This window comes from Streptomyces sp. NPDC002779 (assembly GCF_042888685.1).
Lineage (GTDB): Bacteria > Actinomycetota > Actinomycetes > Streptomycetales > Streptomycetaceae > Streptomyces.
In genome coordinates this window covers 232,181-249,324 of the sequence record NZ_JBIAQC010000009.1, presented here as the reverse complement: position 1 = coordinate 249,324, position 17,144 = coordinate 232,181, and the positions used below count along the sequence as shown (strand labels likewise).

The 17,144-nt window shown below is 73.2% G+C and carries 18 protein-coding genes; 11 read left to right on the top strand and 7 right to left on the bottom strand.

Translation table 11 applies throughout. The features are described 5' to 3' along the window. Positions 1 to 14: 14 nt before the first annotated feature. The 7 genes from ACFYW5_RS25745 to ACFYW5_RS25715 all read left to right on the top strand — a co-directional run bounded on the left by ACFYW5_RS25745 (position 15) and on the right by ACFYW5_RS25715 (position 8,476). Positions 15 to 1,271 carry an MFS transporter gene (locus ACFYW5_RS25745; RefSeq protein WP_389419436.1) on the top strand — a complete coding sequence of 419 codons (1,257 nt, stop codon included), beginning with the start codon at positions 15 to 17 and terminating at the stop codon, positions 1,269 to 1,271. Between the two features lie 101 nt (positions 1,272 to 1,372). Then, entirely contained in the window at positions 1,373 to 1,975 is a 603-nt protein-coding gene (locus ACFYW5_RS25740) for a hypothetical protein (RefSeq protein WP_389419435.1), read from the top strand. After that, positions 1,965 to 3,785 carry a class F sortase gene (locus ACFYW5_RS25735; protein WP_389419434.1) on the top strand — a complete coding sequence of 607 codons (1,821 nt, stop codon included), beginning with the start codon at positions 1,965 to 1,967 and terminating at the stop codon, positions 3,783 to 3,785. The genes ACFYW5_RS25740 and ACFYW5_RS25735 overlap by 11 nt, the downstream gene beginning before the upstream one ends. Positions 3,786 to 3,958: 173 nt before the next feature. Next, positions 3,959 to 5,308, top strand: a complete 1,350-nt coding sequence (locus ACFYW5_RS25730) for an ABC transporter ATP-binding protein (protein ID WP_389419433.1) — start codon at positions 3,959 to 3,961, stop codon at positions 5,306 to 5,308. 19 nt (positions 5,309 to 5,327) lie between these two features. Then, a complete protein-coding gene (locus ACFYW5_RS25725; protein ID WP_389419432.1) occupies positions 5,328 to 5,831 on the top strand; it encodes a DUF3574 domain-containing protein in 504 nt (167 codons plus the stop codon). 162 nt (positions 5,832 to 5,993) lie between these two features. Further along, positions 5,994 to 7,379, top strand: coding sequence for an aldehyde dehydrogenase family protein (locus ACFYW5_RS25720; RefSeq protein ID WP_389419431.1), 1,386 nt, complete (start codon positions 5,994 to 5,996; stop codon positions 7,377 to 7,379). Positions 7,380 to 7,393: 14 nt separating this feature from the next. Further along, on the top strand, positions 7,394 to 8,476 hold the full coding sequence (locus tag ACFYW5_RS25715) for a Zn-dependent alcohol dehydrogenase (RefSeq protein ID WP_389419430.1): 1,083 nt from the start codon (positions 7,394 to 7,396) through the stop codon (positions 8,474 to 8,476). Positions 8,477 to 8,495: 19 nt separating this feature from the next. On the opposite strand, the gene ACFYW5_RS25710 is transcribed toward ACFYW5_RS25715, so the two are convergent. The 3 genes from ACFYW5_RS25710 to ACFYW5_RS25700 form a co-directional block, all read right to left on the bottom strand. Further along, a complete protein-coding gene (locus tag ACFYW5_RS25710) occupies positions 8,496 to 9,500 on the bottom strand; it encodes a DMT family transporter (protein ID WP_389419429.1) in 1,005 nt (334 codons plus the stop codon). Between the two features lie 76 nt (positions 9,501 to 9,576). Further along, on the bottom strand, positions 9,577 to 10,287 hold the full coding sequence (locus tag ACFYW5_RS25705) for an ArsR/SmtB family transcription factor (RefSeq protein ID WP_389419428.1): 711 nt from the start codon (positions 10,285 to 10,287) through the stop codon (positions 9,577 to 9,579). A gap of 132 nt (positions 10,288 to 10,419) precedes the next feature. Continuing rightward, positions 10,420 to 11,061 (bottom strand): TetR/AcrR family transcriptional regulator, encoded by a 642-nt coding sequence (locus tag ACFYW5_RS25700; protein WP_389419427.1) that lies wholly within the window; start codon positions 11,059 to 11,061, stop codon positions 10,420 to 10,422. A 75-nt stretch (positions 11,062 to 11,136) separates the two neighbouring features. Between ACFYW5_RS25700 and ACFYW5_RS25695 the strand changes: the two genes are divergently transcribed. From ACFYW5_RS25695 to ACFYW5_RS25685, 3 genes are all read left to right on the top strand, one after another. Then, the gene (locus ACFYW5_RS25695; protein ID WP_250077693.1) at positions 11,137 to 12,288 is read left to right on the top strand and encodes an acyl-CoA dehydrogenase family protein; all 1,152 of its coding nucleotides are present in this window, start codon (positions 11,137 to 11,139) and stop codon (positions 12,286 to 12,288) included. 87 nt (positions 12,289 to 12,375) lie between these two features. Further along, complete coding sequence (locus ACFYW5_RS25690) at positions 12,376 to 12,621, top strand: YiaA/YiaB family inner membrane protein (RefSeq protein WP_389419426.1); 246 nt, start codon at positions 12,376 to 12,378, stop codon at positions 12,619 to 12,621. Positions 12,622 to 12,694: 73 nt separating this feature from the next. After that, complete coding sequence (locus ACFYW5_RS25685; RefSeq protein WP_389419425.1) at positions 12,695 to 13,318, top strand: TetR family transcriptional regulator; 624 nt, start codon at positions 12,695 to 12,697, stop codon at positions 13,316 to 13,318. A gap of 10 nt (positions 13,319 to 13,328) precedes the next feature. Here the strand turns inward: ACFYW5_RS25685 and ACFYW5_RS25680 are convergent, their stop codons facing one another. Continuing rightward, positions 13,329 to 13,790, bottom strand: coding sequence for a MaoC family dehydratase (locus ACFYW5_RS25680; protein WP_389419424.1), 462 nt, complete (start codon positions 13,788 to 13,790; stop codon positions 13,329 to 13,331). Positions 13,791 to 13,891: 101 nt separating this feature from the next. On the opposite strand from ACFYW5_RS25680, the gene soxR reads away from it, so the two are divergent. Then, entirely contained in the window at positions 13,892 to 14,368 is a 477-nt protein-coding gene (soxR, locus tag ACFYW5_RS25675; RefSeq protein WP_389419423.1) for a redox-sensitive transcriptional activator SoxR, read from the top strand. A gap of 33 nt (positions 14,369 to 14,401) precedes the next feature. Here the strand turns inward: soxR and ACFYW5_RS25670 are convergent, their stop codons facing one another. The 3 genes from ACFYW5_RS25670 to ACFYW5_RS25660 all read right to left on the bottom strand — a co-directional run bounded on the left by ACFYW5_RS25670 (position 14,402) and on the right by ACFYW5_RS25660 (position 16,939). Next, positions 14,402 to 15,469, bottom strand: a complete 1,068-nt coding sequence (locus ACFYW5_RS25670; RefSeq protein WP_389419422.1) for an RNA ligase (ATP) — start codon at positions 15,467 to 15,469, stop codon at positions 14,402 to 14,404. 90 nt (positions 15,470 to 15,559) lie between these two features. Then, positions 15,560 to 16,279, bottom strand: coding sequence for a 3-keto-5-aminohexanoate cleavage protein (locus ACFYW5_RS25665; protein WP_389419421.1), 720 nt, complete (start codon positions 16,277 to 16,279; stop codon positions 15,560 to 15,562). 54 nt (positions 16,280 to 16,333) lie between these two features. Next, positions 16,334 to 16,939 carry a hypothetical protein gene (locus ACFYW5_RS25660; RefSeq protein WP_389419420.1) on the bottom strand — a complete coding sequence of 202 codons (606 nt, stop codon included), beginning with the start codon at positions 16,937 to 16,939 and terminating at the stop codon, positions 16,334 to 16,336. Positions 16,940 to 17,144 lie beyond the last annotated feature (205 nt).

The window sequence follows — 17,144 nt, the reverse complement described above, 5'->3', positions numbered from 1 at the left end:
AGGAGACTTCAATCATGGCGCCCGGTGGGAACCGCGGCTGGCTGCTCCGCCTCGTCATCGCCTTCAGCTTCGCGCAAGGGGCGGTGTCGATGGCCCGGCCCGCCGTCTCCTACCGGGCCCTGGCGCTGGGCGCCGACGAGCGGGCCGTCGGCGTCATCGCCGGGGTGTACGCGCTGCTCCCGCTGTTCGCCGCCGTCCCCCTCGGCCGCCGTACCGACCACGGCCGCTGCGCGCCCCTGCTGCCGGCCGGCGTGGTCCTGATCGCGGGCGGCTGCGCGCTGAGCGGACTGGCCGACTCGCTGGGGACGATGGCCCTGTGGAGCGGGGTGATGGGCCTCGGGCACCTCTCCTTCGTGATCGGCGCCCAGTCCCTGGTCGCCCGCCAGTCCGCCCCGCACGAACAGGACCGCAACTTCGGGCACTTCACCATCGGCGCCTCCCTCGGCCAGCTCGTCGGCCCGATCGCGGCGGGTGCGCTGATCGGCGGCCGGGACATGGCGGGCACCAGCGCGCTCGCGCTGCTCGTCGCGGGCGCGGGGGCGGCGGTCGCGCTCACCTCCCTGTGGCGCATCGAGGAGCGCCGTACGACGCCCAAGTCCCGTACGCGGCAAGGCGACCGGGTTCCCGTCCACCGCATCCTGCGCAGCCGGGGCGTGCCCGCCGGCATCCTGATCAGCCTGTCGGTGCTGTCCGCGACCGACGTCCTCACCGCCTACCTGCCGGTGGTCGGCGAACACCGGGGCATCGCCCCCTCGGTGATCGGGCTGCTGCTGAGCCTGCGCGCCGCGGCCACCATCGCCTGCCGGCTGGTGCTGACGCCGCTGCTCCGGCTGCTCGGCCGCGCCGCCCTGCTGACGGTCACCTGTCTGCTGGCGGCCGTCCTGTGCGCGGGTGTCGCGCTGCCGGTGCCGGTGTGGGCGCTGGCCCTGATCCTCACCGCGCTCGGGTTCTGCCTCGGTGTCGGCCAGCCGCTCTCCATGACGACGGTCGTCCAGGCCGCCCCCGACGGCGCCCGCTCCACCGCCCTCGCCCTGCGGCTCACCGGCAACCGCCTCGGCCAGGTCGCCGCGCCCGCCACGGCGGGCCTGGTCGCGGGCGTCGCCGGAGTGGCGGCGCCGTTCGTGATGCTGGGCGCGCTGCTGCTGGCGTCGGCGGGGGTTGCCGCGCGGTCGCGGGGGGACGGGAAGGGTGAGCGCGGGGAGGGCGAGCGCGGGGAGGGCGCCTCGCCCCGCCGGTCCCGGGCGGCTGTGAGCCGTAAGAGGGATGACTGACGGGTCGTAGGGCGCGGCTTCGTCCCTTGATGCGCGAGATGTGACAAAGAGTCAGGTGCAGCGTGACTTGTACGACAATCATCTGACTCGGAGGACTGCGCATGCCCACCACGTCTCTGCCACGCCGCGCCGGAGCGCGCGCCGCCGCCCTCGCGGCCCTGACCCTCGCCGGGACGGCCGTAGGAGCCCCCGCCGCCCTTGCCCAGCCGGACATCGGGGACATCAAGATCCACAAGGTGGGCACCCCCCTCGACGACCAGCGCGACGAACCCCAGGTCTGCGACTTCTACCTCGCCGCGTTGAACTTCGCCCCCGGCGAGGTGGTCACCTGGACCGTCAAAACCCAGCCTCCGATTACGGGCGGCGGCCAGCTGCCCAACGCGTCGTACCCCGATAACACGGTCACCGTCGGGCAGACCCGCAGCGCGCAGACCATCCCGCTCGCTCTGCCCAACGGGCAGTACAAGCTCACCTGGAAGACCAACCTCGGTCACGGTGTGGGCAAGGAGAAGCTGTTCAACGTCAACTGCCCCGTGTCCAAGCCTACGGCGCCCCCCGTGCCGAACGGCGGTCCGCCGGCCGGTGGCGGCGGCATGGCGCGCGACGACGCCTTCGCCCCGGTCGCCGGCGCCGCCGCCGTGGGCCTGGCCGCGGTGAGCGGGGTGGTGTGGTTCCGACTCCGTCGCCGCCCGCATGGAGCGTAAGCGCTCCGCTGGGAGAGCCGGAGGCCGGGCCGGGGGTAGGAATGCCGGTACCGGGGCCAGGGGTGCCGGGGCCAGGAGTGGCGGTACCGGGGCCGGGAGAGCCGGGGCTGGGGAAGGGAGATTCGGGGCTGGGGGTGCCGGTACCGGGGCTGGGAGAGCCGGGGGCGGGGGTACCGGGGCCGGGGGTGCCGGGACCGGTGGGCGGTCGGGTGCGGCGCGGCCGTCGCGGTCGGCCGCATCCCACCGCGGAGCGGCACCCCGGCGCGGCCCCGCGCCCCTCGCGGGCGCCGGGCCGCGGGCCACCGCGCCGCGTCCGCCGGGACGCGGGCGCGGGCGCAGGCCCTGGTTCCGGACGCGCGCCTACCGCCTGACGAGAACGGTCGCGTTGGCCGTCTCGCTGGTGGCGGGCGTCGCCTGGTGGGGCCAGGGCGAGGGGCCCGGCGGGACGGTGGCGGGCGGCGCGGCCGAGGCCGCCCGGCCGGGTTCCTTGCCGGGCTCCGGCGCGGCGCTGGTATCCGGTTCGTCGGCGGTCTCCGGTTCGTCGTCGGGGTCCGGCTCGTGGTCGGGCTCTGGTGCGCACCCGGATTCTGGTACGCAGTCGGGCTCTGGTTCGTCGTCGGGTCTCGGGGCGCGGGCGGGTGCCGGTGCGGTACCGGGCTCTGGTGCGCAGGCGGGTGCCGGTGCGGCAGCGGGCTCCGGTGCGCGGCCGGGCGCCGGGGATCGGACCGACGCGCGGGGTGCACCGCAGCAGCGACCCCAGGGGGCCGGTCAGCAGGGGGCGCCCTTGCAGCACCCGCTGGGGACCGACCCCAACGGGGTGGCGCGGCGCCCGGAGGGGACCCACGGGGGCGGGGCAGGCGCCGGGCAGCCGGAGGGGGCCGACCCGCGTGGGGCGGCCCGCCCCCCGGCAGGAGCCGACCCGCGTGGGACCACCCCTCGGCACCCCGCGGGAAGCGACCCGCGTGGGACCGCCCCACACCCGGGAGGGGCCGATCCGCGTGGCGCGGCCTCCCGGCACCCCGCGGGAAGCGACCCGCGCGGGACGGCGCCGCATCCATCAGGAGCGAACCCGCGTGACACGGGCCGCCTCCCGTCAGGAGCCAACCCACGTGATGCAGCCCGCCCCCCGGCAGGGGCCAACCCGCGTGACACAAGCCGCCCCCCAGCAGGGACCACCCCCCGCAACACGGCCCGCCCCCCGGCGGGGAGCGTCCCGCGGAGTGGGGCGTCCCGGCCGTCGGTCGATCCGCGTCGCTCGGCCGCGCCGGCCTCGCCGGGGCCCAAGGCGAAGGCCGCCCCCCGCCCCCGGCCCGCGGTCCGGCCGCTCCCGCGCTCCCGGGCGACCCGCCTGTCCATCGGCTACCTCGACATCGACGCCCCGGTCATGGACCTGCGCCTGGACCGTCAGCACCGGCTGCCCGCACCCCCCGACGACGACCCCAACCTGGTCGGCTGGTACGCCGACGGGCCGTCGCCCGGCGAGCAGGGCACCGCCGTCGCCGTGGGGCACCTCGACACCGACACCGGCCCCGCCGTCTTCTCCGGCCTCACCGAACTGCGCCGCGGACGCACGGTCGAGATCCGGCGCGCCGACGGACGGACCGCCGTCTACGCCGTCGACGCGATCAAGTCGTACGAGAAGGACCGCTTCCCCAGCAGCGAGGTGTACGGCGCCCGCAGCCGCCCCGAGCTGCGGCTGATCACCTGCGGCGGGAACTACGACCGCAAGACCGGCTATTCGGGCAACGTGGTCGTCTTCGCCCACCTGGTGAAGGTCCGCGAGGCCCCGGCCGCCCCCGCCCGGCGCTGAATTCGGCCGTCCGCTTTCTCACTTGCTGGACGGCCACGTCCGATCCCGCCCATTCTCTTCCCCCGGCCGCCTACATTCCGTTAACTTCCGTGACCCACAGGCCCCGTACGACCCGCACGGGGTGTCAAGCCGCGGAGTACCAGGGCCGCACGTAGCCCCCGGGGGCACCCCTCATGACACGCGCCATCTCTCTGCACGACGTGAGCAAGAGTTACACCAAGGGCGTCCGCGTGGTGGACCGGCTCACGTTGGACATCGAGCCCGGCGAGTTCCTCGTCCTGCTCGGCCCCTCCGGCTGCGGCAAGTCGACGGTGCTACGAATGATCGCCGGACTCGAGGAGATCGACGAGGGCGAGCTGCGGCTCGACGGCGAATGGGCCAACGACCTGCCCCCGTCCGGCCGGGACATGGCGATGGTCTTCCAGAACTTCGCCCTCTACCCCAGCATGACCAGCCGCGACAACATCGGCTTCCCGCTGCGCATCGAGACCCCCGGCGAGGACCCCCGCCCCCGGGTGGACGCCACCGCCCGCATGCTCGGCATCGAGGACCTGCTCGACCGGCTGCCCGCCCAGCTCTCGGGCGGCGAACGCCAGCGCGTCGCCATGGGCCGCGCCATCGCCCGCCACCCCTCCGCCTTCCTGATGGACGAGCCCTTGTCCAATCTGGACGCCAAGCTCCGCAACCATCTGCGCGCCGAGATCACCAAGCTCACCCGTGAGCTGGGCGTCACCACGGTCTACGTCACCCATGACCAGGGCGAGGCCATGTCGCTCGGCGACCGGGTCGCCGTCCTGCGCGGCGGGGTGCTCCAGCAGATCGGCACCCCGCGCGAGGTCTACGCCCTGCCCCGCAATGTCTTCGTGGCCGCCTTCATCGGCATCCCGCGCATCAACCTGCTGCGCGGAGTCGTCCGCGCCCCGCTCGACGGGGCGATGACCATCAGCCTCGGCAAGCAGTTTCTGCGGTTGCCCGAACCCCTCTCCCAGGACCACCAGTTGCTCCGGGTCCAGCAGGGCCGCGAGGTCATCGTGGGCCTGCGCTCGGAGTCCGTACGGATCGCCAAGCCGGCGGAGGCCCGGCCGGGGGAGGTGCTGATCACCGGGCTGGTGGAGCATGTCGAGTTCCAGGGACACGAGGTGCTCGTGCACTTCAACACCGGGTCCCGCCCGGCCGTCGTGCCCGAGCTGGAGGCCCCGCGACCGCTGGGACGCGTACGGCGGCGCAGGCGGGACGGCGGCACGGTGCTGAACCGGCTCCGGGAGCGGGCGGGCGCGCTGCGGGCCGGGCCGGTGGTGGTGCTGGAGGACCCGCGTGACACCCGCCCCGAACGCCCGTCCGAGCCCGTCCCGCCCGAGGGCCGGCTGCCCGGCGACCTGATCGTCCGCACCACCCCCGACATCGACCTCCGGCACGGCATGCAGGTGCCGCTGCTGGTCGACATCGCCCACCTGTTCGTCTTCGACCAGCACGGCGAACGGATCTGCCCGGCACCGGCGCGGCTGCCGGACCTGGAGGAGTAGCGGCCGTAAGGGATGGGGCATGAAACTCCCCATGACACCCACCCCGCAGCCCGCCGCGAAGCCCACCCCGAAGACCGCCGTGACCCGCGGCCGCGCCGTCCTGGTGACCGCCGGCCTCCTGCTCGCCTTGGCCGCCCCCACCGCGTACGCCACCCTCGACGACGGCGAGACCACCGCCGTCCCGCAGCGGGGCGAGCCCTACGTGGAGAGCAGGCTCCTGTTCGGCACCGAGCGCCCGGGCGGCGGCCCGGCCGTCACCGACGAACAGTTCATGAACTTCGTCGACGAGGAGGTCACCCCCGACTTCCCGGACGGCCTCACCGTCCAGACCGGCCGCGGCCAGTGGCGGGACGCGAGCGGCACGATCGAGAAGGAGCGGTCGTACGAGCTGATCCTGCTGTATCCGGTCGAGGCGGCGCGGACCAGTGACCGCAAGATCGAGGAGATCCGCCGGGCCTACGAGAAGGAGTTCGGGCAGGAGTCGGTGGCCAGGGTGGACGACCGGGCACGGGTCGACTTCTGAGCTCCTTCGGGGCAGGGTGAGCCGTGCCACGGCGGCAGCCCTGGTGCCGTAAAACTATCGGCGCTAGTTTAGGGGCGGTTCGCTGACGCCGGTAAGGGGCGCGGGGAACTGCGCGACCGGCCCCCACGCACCCGCAGCCGCACAACGCCCGGAAGGAACCCGATGAAGGCACACGACGGCTTCTACATCGACGGAGCCTGGCACCCCGCCCCCGGCCGGGACACGATCGACGTCGTGAACCCGGCCGACGAGCAGGTCATCGGCCTCGTCCCCGCGGGAACCGCGGAGGACGTGGACGCCGCCGTACGCGCCGCGCGCAGCGCACTCACGGGCTGGGCCGCCACCCCGCCCGCCGAACGCGCGGAGCGCCTCGCCGCGCTGCGGGACGTCCTCACCGCCCGCAAGGACGAGATCGCCGAGACGGTCACCGCGGAGCTCGGCTCGCCGCTCGCCTTCTCCCAGGCGGTCCACGCCTCCGTACCGATCGCGGTCGCGGGCTCGTACGCCGACCTCGCGGCGACGTACGCCTTCGAGGAGAAGGTCGGCAACTCCACCGTCCTGCACGAGCCGATCGGCGTGGTCGGCGCGATCACCCCCTGGAACTACCCGCTCCACCAGATCGTCGCCAAGGTCGCCCCCGCGCTCGCCGCGGGCTGCACGGTCGTCCTGAAGCCGGCCGAGGACACCCCGCTGACCGCCCAGCTCTTCGCCGAGGCGGTGCACGAGGCCGGGGTGCCGGCGGGCGTCTTCAACCTGGTCACCGGTCTCGGCGGGGTCGCGGGCCAGGCCCTCGTCGAGCACCCGGGCGTCGACCTGGTCTCCTTCACCGGCTCCACCGCCGTCGGCCGGCAGATCGCCGCGACGGCCGGCGCCGCGGTCAAGAAGGTGGCCCTCGAACTCGGCGGCAAGTCCGCCAACGTCATCCTGCCGAGCGCCGACCTCGCCAAGGCGGTCAACGTCGGCGTCGCCAACGTCATGTCCAACTCCGGCCAGACGTGCAGCGCCTGGACCCGCATGCTCGTGCACACCTCCCAGTACGACGAGGCGGTCGCCCTCGCCTCCGCCGCCGCCGCGAAGTACGGCGAGCGCATCGGCCCGGTGGTGAACGCGCGGCAGCGCGAGCGGGTGTGCGGCTACATCGACCAGGGAGTCGCCGAGGGCGCCCGGGTCGTCGCGGGCGGCACCGAATCCCCGCGCGAGCAGGGCTACTTCGTCAGCCCGACGGTCTTCGCCGACGTCACCCCCGAGATGACGATCGCGCAGGAGGAGATCTTCGGGCCGGTCCTGTCCATCCTGCGCTACGAGGACGAGGACGACGCCCTGCGTATCGCCAACGGCACCGTCTACGGCCTCGCGGGCGCGGTGTGGGGCGACGAGACGGAGGCGGTGGCCTTCGCCCGCCGGATGGAGACCGGCCAGGTCGACATCAACGGCGGCCGCTTCAACCCCCTCGCCCCCTTCGGCGGTTACAAGCAGTCGGGCGTCGGCCGGGAACTCGGCACGCACGGTCTCGCCGAGTACCTGCAGACCAAGTCCCTCCAGTTCTAGAGGAGTTCACCGCCATGGTTCGCGCCGCTGTCCTGCCCGCCGTGGGCGCTCCGCTGGAGATCGCCGAGATCGACCTGCCGGACCCGGGCCCCGGCCAGGTCCGCGTCCGGCTCACCGCCGCGGGCGTCTGCCACTCCGACCTCTCCCTGTCCAACGGCACGATGCGCCTGCCCGTTCCCGCCGTCCTCGGTCACGAGGGCGCGGGCACGGTGGTCGCGGTCGGCGAGGGCGTCACCCGGGTGGCGCCGGGCGACTCGGTCGTCCTCAACTGGGCGCCCGCCTGCGGCAGTTGCCACGCCTGCGGCCTGGGCGAGGTCTGGCTGTGCGCCAACGCCCTGAGCGGCGCCGCCGCTGTCTACGCCCACCGTGCCTCCGACGGCACCGACCTCCACCCGGGCCTGAACGTCGCCGCGTTCGCCGAGGAGACGGTCGTCGCGGAGTCCTGCGTCCTGCCCGCCCCCGACGGCGTCCCGCTCACCGAGGCGGCCCTGCTGGGCTGCGCGGTGCTCACCGGCTACGGCGCCGTCCACCACGCCGCGCAGGTGCGCGAGGGGGAGACGGTGGCCGTGTACGGCGTCGGCGGAGTGGGCCTCGCCGCGCTCCAGTCGGCCCGGGTCGCCGGCGCCTCGCGGATCGTGGCGGTGGACGTCTCCGCGGCCAAGGAGGAACTGGCCCGGGCGGCCGGGGCCACCGAGTTCGTGATCGCCTCGGAGAACACCGCCCGCGAGATCCGGGGCCTGACCGGCAAGCAGGGGGTGGACGTGGCGATCGAGTGCGTGGGCCGCGCGTCCACCATCCGCACCGCCTGGGACTCCACCCGGCGCGGCGGCCGTACGACCGTGGTCGGCATCGGCGGCAAGGACCAGGTGGTCACCTTCAACGCCCTGGAGATCTTCCACTGGGGCCGCACCCTCTCCGGCTGCGTCTACGGCAACGCGGACCCTGCGCGGGACGTCCCGGTGCTGGCCGAACTCGTCCGCGAGGGTCGCCTGGACCTCGGAATGCTGGTGACCGAACGGATCGGCCTGGAGGGCATCCCGGCGGCGTTCGACAACATGCTGGCGGGCAAGGGCGGCCGGGCGCTGGTCATGTTCTGAGGGCCTGGGGGGCGCCGGTTCAGTCGGTCCCGGCCCGTCCGGCGGCGGGCGACGAGGCCGGTTCAGAACCGACCGGGAGCCCGGGGACGACACCCTCGGCGCTCCCGGCGTCCTCCGTGCTCCCGGCGTCCTCCGCGCCCGAAGACGGCCGCGACCGCGACACCGCCACCCCCAGCAGGCACAGCGCCCCGCCCACCAGCGTCAGCGCCCCCGGCACCTCGCCCAGCGCCAGCCACGACATCAGCACGACCAGCGCGGGCACCGCGTACGTCGTCGCCCCCATCCGGCCGGCGGTCGTCCGCGCCAGGGCGTACGCCCACGTCGTGAAGGCGAGCGCGGTCGGAAAGACGCCCAGGTAGACCATGTTGAGCGTGGCCGACACCGGCGCCTCGGCCGCTTCCGTGACCAGCTGACCGGCGAACGGCAGGCACAGCACCGCGCCCACCAGGCATCCGAACGTCGTCACCTGCAAGGGGCTCGCATGCGTCAGGGCCGGCTTCTGCGCGACGACGCCCCCGGCGTACCCCACCGCCGCCAGCAGGCACAGCACCACACCGAGCAGCGACGAGCCGCCCCCGCCTGACATCGACAGCCCCACGGTCACCGCCCCCGCGAAGGACACCGCCATCCCGGCCAGCAGCCGCGGCGGCATGACGTCCCCGAGCAGCCGGGCCCCGAGCAGCGCGATGAGGATCGGCCCGATGTTCACCACCAGCGCCGCCGTACCGGCGTCCACCTGCTGCTCGCCCCAGTTCAGGGCCACCATGTAGAAGCCGAACCACAGCAGCCCGGATATCCCGATCCCCCGCCACGCCGGCCGGGGCGGCCATCCCGCGCGCCGGACGAGGCAGATCGCGCCGAGCACCAGCACCCCCGCCAGCAGCCGCCCCAGCGCCAGCGCGCCCGGCGAATACGCGGCACCCGCGCTGCGGATCGAGACGAAGGCCGAGGCCCACAGGACGACGGTGACGGTGGCGGCACCGGCGGCGAGCAGGTCGGTACGGCGGTGGGCGGCGTTCATCATGCTCCAGAGGCTAGGCGGGCCGTTCTCCGAGGGCTCGCGGATTTCGGACGGGGGGTGCGGTGCCCTGCCGGGGCGCTCAGCGCAACATCGTCGCGTCCATCCCCAGCAGTTCGGCCAGCGCCCGCTCCCCGGCCGCCGTCACCTTCACCGCCCGCTCGGACCCGATCCGCACGCACCACCCCGCCTCCAGCGCATGCCGGCACACCGCCGCGCCCGCGACCCCCGCCAGATGCGGACGCCGCTCGGTCCAGTCGAGGCAGGCCCGCGCCAGCGGCCGTCGGCTCGCCCGGTCCAGCCGGATCCCGGCGGAGTCGAACCACGCCACCCCCGCGTCCGTGAGCGCGAACCCGGTGTCCTGCCGCAGCAGCCCGCGCGCGGTGAACGCGTCGGTGACCGCGATCCCGAGCCGCCCGGCCAGATGGTCGTAACAGGTCCGCCCGCGAGCCATCGCCGACCCGGCACCGGACTGCCGCAGGGTCCGCGGCCGTACGACCGCCTGGGGCGCCACCTGCGCGGCCAGGTCCTCCACCAGCTGCGCGGCCCGGGCATCGGCGAGACGCACATACCGGTGCCGCCCTTGCCGCTCCTCGACGAGCAGCCCACCGGCGACGAGCTTGCCCAGATGCTCACTGAGCGTGGACGCGGCCACCCCCGCATGCCGGGCCAGCTCCCCGGCGGTCCAGGCCCGCCCGTCGAGCAGCGCGAGCAGACAGACGGCCCGGGTCTCATCGGCGATGAGAGAGGCCAGCCGAGCCAGATGAGGCGCGCGGGGATCACGGTCGGTCATGACAACCAGGATGGGGCCCGAACACTTCGGTCACGACCGAACCGGGGGCACTGGAACTCCTCAAGGGGCGCGGGGCTGTGTCGACATGCGGCTCCGCCGCGTGGGCGCGACCAGCCCCCACCGCCCCGCAGATCAAGACGACCGGACAACCCCTTCGTACTGCCGCTCCAGCCCTTCCAGCAGCGCAGCCAACCCCGTCTCGAACGCCCGCTCGTCGATCTTCTCCTGCCGCTCGGCAAGAAGATGCGCCTGCCCCAGATGCGGATAGTCCGCGGGGTCGTACGCACTGACGTCGTCGACGAATCCGCCGGCGAACGACCCCAGCGCGGACCCCATGATGAAGTACCGCATCAGCGCCCCGATCGACGTGGCCTGTGCCGGCGGCCACCCCGCCGCCACCATCGCCCCGTACACCGCGTCCGCGAGCCGCAGCGCGGCCGGCCGCCGCCCGGGCCCGCGGGCCAGGACGGGCACGATGTTCGGATGGTCCCGCAGGGCCGCCCGGTAGGAGACCGCCCAGTCGTGCAGCGCGGTCCGCCAGTCCCGCCCGTCTTCGAACATCGACAGATCGACCTGCGCGCTCACCGAGTCCGCGACCGCCTCCAGGATCTGGTCCTTCGTGCGGAAGTGGTTGTACAGGGACGGCCCGCTCACGCCAAGCTCCGCGGCGAGCCGCCGGGTGGAGACGGCCGCGAGGCCCTCGGTGTCCACGAGCACCCGCGCCGTCTCGACGATCCGGTCGGTGCTCAGCAGGGGCTTGCGCGGTCGGGCCATGGCGCACATAGTAGGGCTGCACAGAAACTAGCAGTGCTAATTTAAATGTACGGCTTTCCATTGGGGTGACTCGGTATGAACCTGGAGCTCAGCGAGGAGCAGACCGCCGTACGGCAGCTCGCCCGGGACTTCGTGGCCCGCGAGATCGCCCCGCACGTCGTCGCCTGGGACCGGGCCGAGGAGGTCGACCGGGGCATCGTCAAGAAGCTCGGCGAGGTCGGCTTCCTGGGCCTGACCGTCGACGAGGAGTACGGCGGCTCCGGCGGCGACCATCTCGCGTACTGCCTGGTCACCGAGGAGCTGGGGCGGGGCGACTCCTCGGTGCGCGGCATCGTCTCGGTCTCCCTCGGGCTGGTCGCCAAGACGATCGCCGCCTGGGGGAGCGAGGAGCAGAAGCGGCAGTGGCTGCCGGGCCTGACCTCCGGCGAGCAGGTCGGCTGCTTCGGCCTCACCGAACCGGGCACCGGCTCCGACGCCGGCAATCTCACCACCCGGGCGGTCCGGGACGGCGGTGACTACGTCATCAACGGCACCAAGATGTTCATCACCAACGGCACCTGGGCCGACGTCGTCCTGCTCTTCGCCCGCTCCACCGACGCCCCCGGCCACAAGGGCGTCTCCGCCTTCCTGGTGCCGACGGACACCCCCGGACTGTCCCGCCGCACCATCCACGGCAAGCTCGGCCTGCGCGGCCAGGCCACCGCCGAACTCGTCCTGGAGGGCGTGCGGGTGCCCGTCTCCGCCCGGCTCGGCGAGGAGGGCAAGGGCTTCTCGGTCGCCATGTCGGCGCTGGCCAAGGGGCGGATGTCGGTGGCCGCCGGGTGCGTGGGCCTGGCCCAGGCCGCGCTGGACGTGGCGGTGCGGTACGCGGGGGAGCGGGAGCAGTTCGGCAAGACGATCGCCCATCACCAGCTCGTCCAGGAGCTGATCAGCGACATCGCCGTGGACGTCGACGCCGCCCGCCTGCTGACCTGGCGGGTCGCCGACCTCATCGACCGGGGGCAGCCCTTCGCCACCGAGTCCTCCAAGGCCAAGCTCTTCGCCTCGGAGGCCGCGGTCCGCGCCGCCAACAACGCCCTCCAGGTCTTCGGCGGCTACGGCTACATCGACGAGTACCCGGCGGGCAAGCTGCTGCGCGACGCCCGGGTGATGACCCTCTACGAGGGCACCAGCCAGATCCAGAAGCTGGTCATCGGCCGCGCGCTGACGGGTGTCTCCGCCTTCTGAGGACGACGGCTGAGGGCGATGACTGAGTACGTCGGCTGAGTACTTCGGCGGATGTGGCGCGGCCCACGTCCGCCGAAGCTTGTCCCCATGAGTGACACACCGGTCAAGCAGAACACGGCCGCCTTCTACGGCCAGTCCGTCGCCTCGTTCGCCGTCGCCATGGCGGCCACCGCCATCGGCATCTACCAGCTGGAGGCCGACCCCTGGGTCCGCGCCTTCCTCGGCATAGCCGTCCTCTACCTGGTGACCTCCGCCTTCACCCTCGCCAAGGTCATCCGCGACCGGCAGGACGCGTCGACGGCTCATTCCTACAGCCCGTTCGAAAAGCTCTGAACGGCTGCTCTAAGCGCCCGCTCACCGTCGGCGGTATGGTGGTCCCTCTGTCATCGAGAGGGGCGAGCGAGCGATGAGTACGGCGGAGGAGACGGCCGGCGGCGAGGGGTCGGCGTGGGGCGAGGTCACGCCCGACGCGGCCCGGCGACTGCTGATCGCCGCGGTGGAGGCCTTCGCCGAGCGTGGCTACCACGCCACGACGACCCGGGACATCGCGGGCCGGGCCGGGATGAGCCCGGCGGCGCTCTACATCCACTACAAGACCAAGGAAGAGCTGCTGCACCGGATCAGCCGGATCGGGCACGAGAAGGCGCTGGAGATCCTGCGCACGGCGGCGGCGGGCGAGGGCAGCGCGACCGAGCGGCTCGCGAACGCGGTGAGCTCCTTCGTCCGCTGGCATGCCGGCGGCAGGACGACCGCCCGGGTGGTGCAGTACGAGCTGGACTCGCTCGGCCCCGAGGCCCGCGCCGAGATCCTCGCGCTGCGCCGGCAGGTCGACGCCGAGGTGCGGGGCATCATCGAGGACGGGGTGGCGTCCGGGGAGTTCGACGTGCCGGACGTCAAGGGCACCACCCTCGCCATCCTGTCGCTGAGCATCGACGTGGCGCGCTGGTTCAACGTGCAGGGGTCCCGGACCCCCGACGAGGTCGGCGAGCTGTACGCCGACCTCGTACTGCGGATGGTGGGCGCGAAGTAGGCCCCGGCGCCTACAGGTAGTAGCGCGCGACGGACTCGGCGACGCAGACCGGCTTGTCGCCGCCCTCGCGCTCCACGGTGAAGGCGACGGTCACCTGGACACCGCCGGTGACGTCGTCGACCCCGGCGATCCTCGCGGTGGCGCGCAGCCGGGAACCGACCGGGACGGGGGCCGGGAAACGGACCTTGTTGGTGCCGTAGTTGACGCCCATCTGCACGCCCTCGACCTTCAGCAGCTGCGGACCGAACAGGGGCAGCAGCGACAGGGTGAGGTATCCGTGGGCGATGGTCGTCCCGAACGGGCCGGCGGCGGCCTTCTCGGGGTCGACGTGGATCCACTGGTGGTCACCGGTCGCCTCGGCGAACAGGTCGATCCGCTTCTGGTCGACCTCCAGCCAGTCGGTGTACCCCAACTGCTCGCCGACCGCCGCCTTCAGGTCGTCGACGGAGGTGAAGCTCCTCGGTTCTGCCATGTCCCTGGCCTCCCAAAAGTCTAAGCGACTGCTTAGCATGCTCGGGTGCGGGCTCCCTGTCAACGGACCTGCCGTCCGCCGGGGTGGGTAGGCTCCGAGGGGTGCCCCAGATTCCCGAGAAGATCCACGAGCTCACGGTCGGCCAGCTCGCCGCGCGCAGCGGCGCCGCCGTCTCCGCCCTGCACTTCTACGAGGCCAAGGGCCTGATCACCAGCCGCCGCACAACGGGCAACCAACGCCGCTACGGCCGGGACACGCTGCGCCGGGTCGCCTTCATCAGGGCCGCCCAGCGGGTGGGCATCCCGCTGGCCACCATCCGCGACGCGCTCGCCGAACTCCCCGAGGGACGCACCCCGACCCACGAGGACTGGGCCCGCCTCTCGGAGTCCTGGCGCGCCGAACTCGACGAACGCATCACCCGCCTGAACCGCCTGCGCGACCACCTGACCGACTGCATCGGCTGCGGCTGCCTCTCGCTGGACACCTGCGTCCTGTCCAACCCGGACGACGCCATCGGCGAACGCCTCACCGGTTCCCGACTCCTGGCGGAACGCCGGGCCGGGGCCAAGAAGGACTAGGCCCTCTCGTACGGATCACCCCGGCGTCGCGGGTCACTCGTACTCCGTGCCGCCCTTCCGGGTCAGGTACGCCGGGCTGACCGCCTTCGCGATGGCCCGGCCGCCGGTCACCGGGCTGTACCGCTCCACGGCGGGCCGTATCACCACGCCCTCCCGCAGATGCAGCTCACGCCCGGACACGGTCTCCCGGCCGCTCGCGATTTCCAGCACCCGCGCGCTGTCGTACGGCCCCTCGTGCAGCCGGGGTACCAACGGCAGCGCGTCACCGACCAGTTCCGCGGCGTCCAGCCACCGCACCGAACCGTCGATCTCCGCCGACACGTCGAACACGGCGTACCCCAGGGACTCCCGCCGGCCGTCGGCCCCGTACGTCAGGTCCTGGACCCCCGCCCCGTACACCTCACCGAAGATCCCGACCCGCCGCGCCCCCAGCCGCTCCGCGACCCGGGCCGCCGCCTCGGCGACCCGGTGCCCGTGCACGGCCCGCCAGTACAGATTGCGCGGATCCTCCTTCAGCGCCAGCGACTTGGCACCGAAGCCCTTGGAGGACACGTACACCCGGGACTCCTCCGCCACATACGTCACCAGGCACGCCGACCCGTGCAGCTTCTCCGTCAGCACCACCGGCTCACCCGTGGCGAAGATCTCCGGGTACCGCTGGATGTTCTCGATGTCCACCCACGGCAGCAGCTCCGGCGCCGACTCCACGTCCCCGGACATCGACGGCGGTATCGGCGGCACCCACTTGGTGATCCCCAGCCGTTCCGCGAAGTCGGTACCGTCCGCCGCCGCCCGCACCAGGTCCACGTCCGCCAGCGCCGAGGGCCGGCACACGATCCCCTGCGACAGCTCCCCGCGCAGCCGAACCGCCTTCACCCGGTCCGCGGTGCCGCCCGCCAGCCGCCCCGTCAGCCCCAGTTCCTCGATCAGCGCGGCCGGCAGCACCGACTGCTCGGGGATGTACACGGCCGCCTCGCCGCTGCGATAGGCGCCCTTCGCCACCACCGCCCGGTACAGGCCCACCTGGGCCAGTTCGAGGGCGTCGGCGTTCGGATGCTCATGGACGGTCAGCACTTCGGCGGTGACGCGCAGCGTCGACATCGGTGACTCCCGGGTTCTTGCGGTCAGTTGGGTCTCATCGCCTCCAACTGTCCGGAGGGGAAAGGTGTGGAGCCACTCAATTAGGACCTGTTAACGTCCCGGGGGGTACTCGATCAGGCTCTGGGTGACCAACTGGGCGTTGGATGAGGCCCGTTCGCCGGACGGGAGCAGCAGCGTGTCCTCCAGGCCCACCCGGGTCGACAGCCCCAGCCGCGCCGCGAGTCGCAGGACCGGCCACGCACCGCCGTCCTCACCGTGCAGCAGCACCGGTCGGCCGAAAGCGGACCCCAGCTCCGCCAGCAGACTCCGCGCACTGGCCTCGGCCGTCTCCGGGGAGGTGTCCGTCACCTCCGCCAGCACCCGCAGCACCTTCGGCCCGAGCGGCGAACGAGCGAACCGGGCGGCCCCGTCGGTCCCCGACCAGACACCGGCCTCCACCCCGACCCCCCGGTCGATCAGGGCCGACGCGACCTCCTCCGCCCCCGGCTCGTGCCAGTTGACCGAGGCGTGATCCGGCAGCACCGTCCAGGACCGGACCCGGGACACCCGTACCGCGGGATCCGGCTCCGCCCACGCACCCGTCGTCACCCCGACGGGCACCGGCACCCGCGCCCTGATCGCCTCCAGCGTCGCCGCCACGATGCGCGGGGACAGGCTGTCCCGGCCGCAGGGCGTCTTGGGATGGACATGCACATCCGTGGCACCGGCGGCCACGGCCTCGGCCGCGGACTCGGCCATCGCCTCCGGTGACAGCGGCACCGACGCGCCGTCGGCCGCCGACCGGGCTCCGTTCAGACAGACCTGCACCATGCCGGAATCATCCCTCGGGTGGGGGTGCGGCATCCCCGTCGCACCCCCGTCGTACTAGGCCGTCATCAGCAGCCGACGTTCGCGCCGGGCGGCCGCCAGGGCCTCCGGCGTCAGCACGGGACGCGGGACCACGATCCCGCAGCTCGCGCAGACCGGGCCCGAGGAGGGTTCATGGGCCAGGTCGTACTTCCAGGTCAGCCGCTCCCCGCCGCACACCGGGCACTCTTCCCCCGGGTCGCGCTCCAAGGCGGAGATCAGCCGGCGCAGCACCTCGGCCAGCGGCTCACGGGGGTGCACCCGCGGGTCGTCGCACCACGCCACTCCGAAACCGCCCCAGGTCAGCCGGTGCCAGTCGTCGACACTCCCCGGCCTGCGCAGTCCGTCGTGCTTCTCCTTCTTGCGCCGGTGGGCGAATTCGACCTCGTAGGCGAGCCAGACCGAACGCGCCTCCTCCAACTCCTCCAACGCGGCCACGAGCCGCGCCGGATCGGGGGACCGGTCCTCCGGACCGAACCCGGCCCGCGAGCACAAGTGGTCCCAGGTCGCCCTGTGCCCGTAAGGGGCGAACCGTTCAAGGCACTTGCGCAGCGAATAGCGGCGTAGCGCCAGATCACAGCGCGGGTCTCGTACCTGTCTCGCCAGACTCCGGAAACCGGCCATCGCCCTGCACCTCCGTCACACGTGCACCTGTACTTCGGTCACTTCGGCGTCGCGCCGCACGGACTTCGTGCGACGTTGACGAATAGACGTATCGACACGCGATTCGGCTCCATCCGTTGTGCGATGGTCCCCAACAGCCGGTCCGCGTGCTTCCCCCGCACCGCACTCGACACACTGAGAACTCCCGGCGGATTGCACGGGTTCC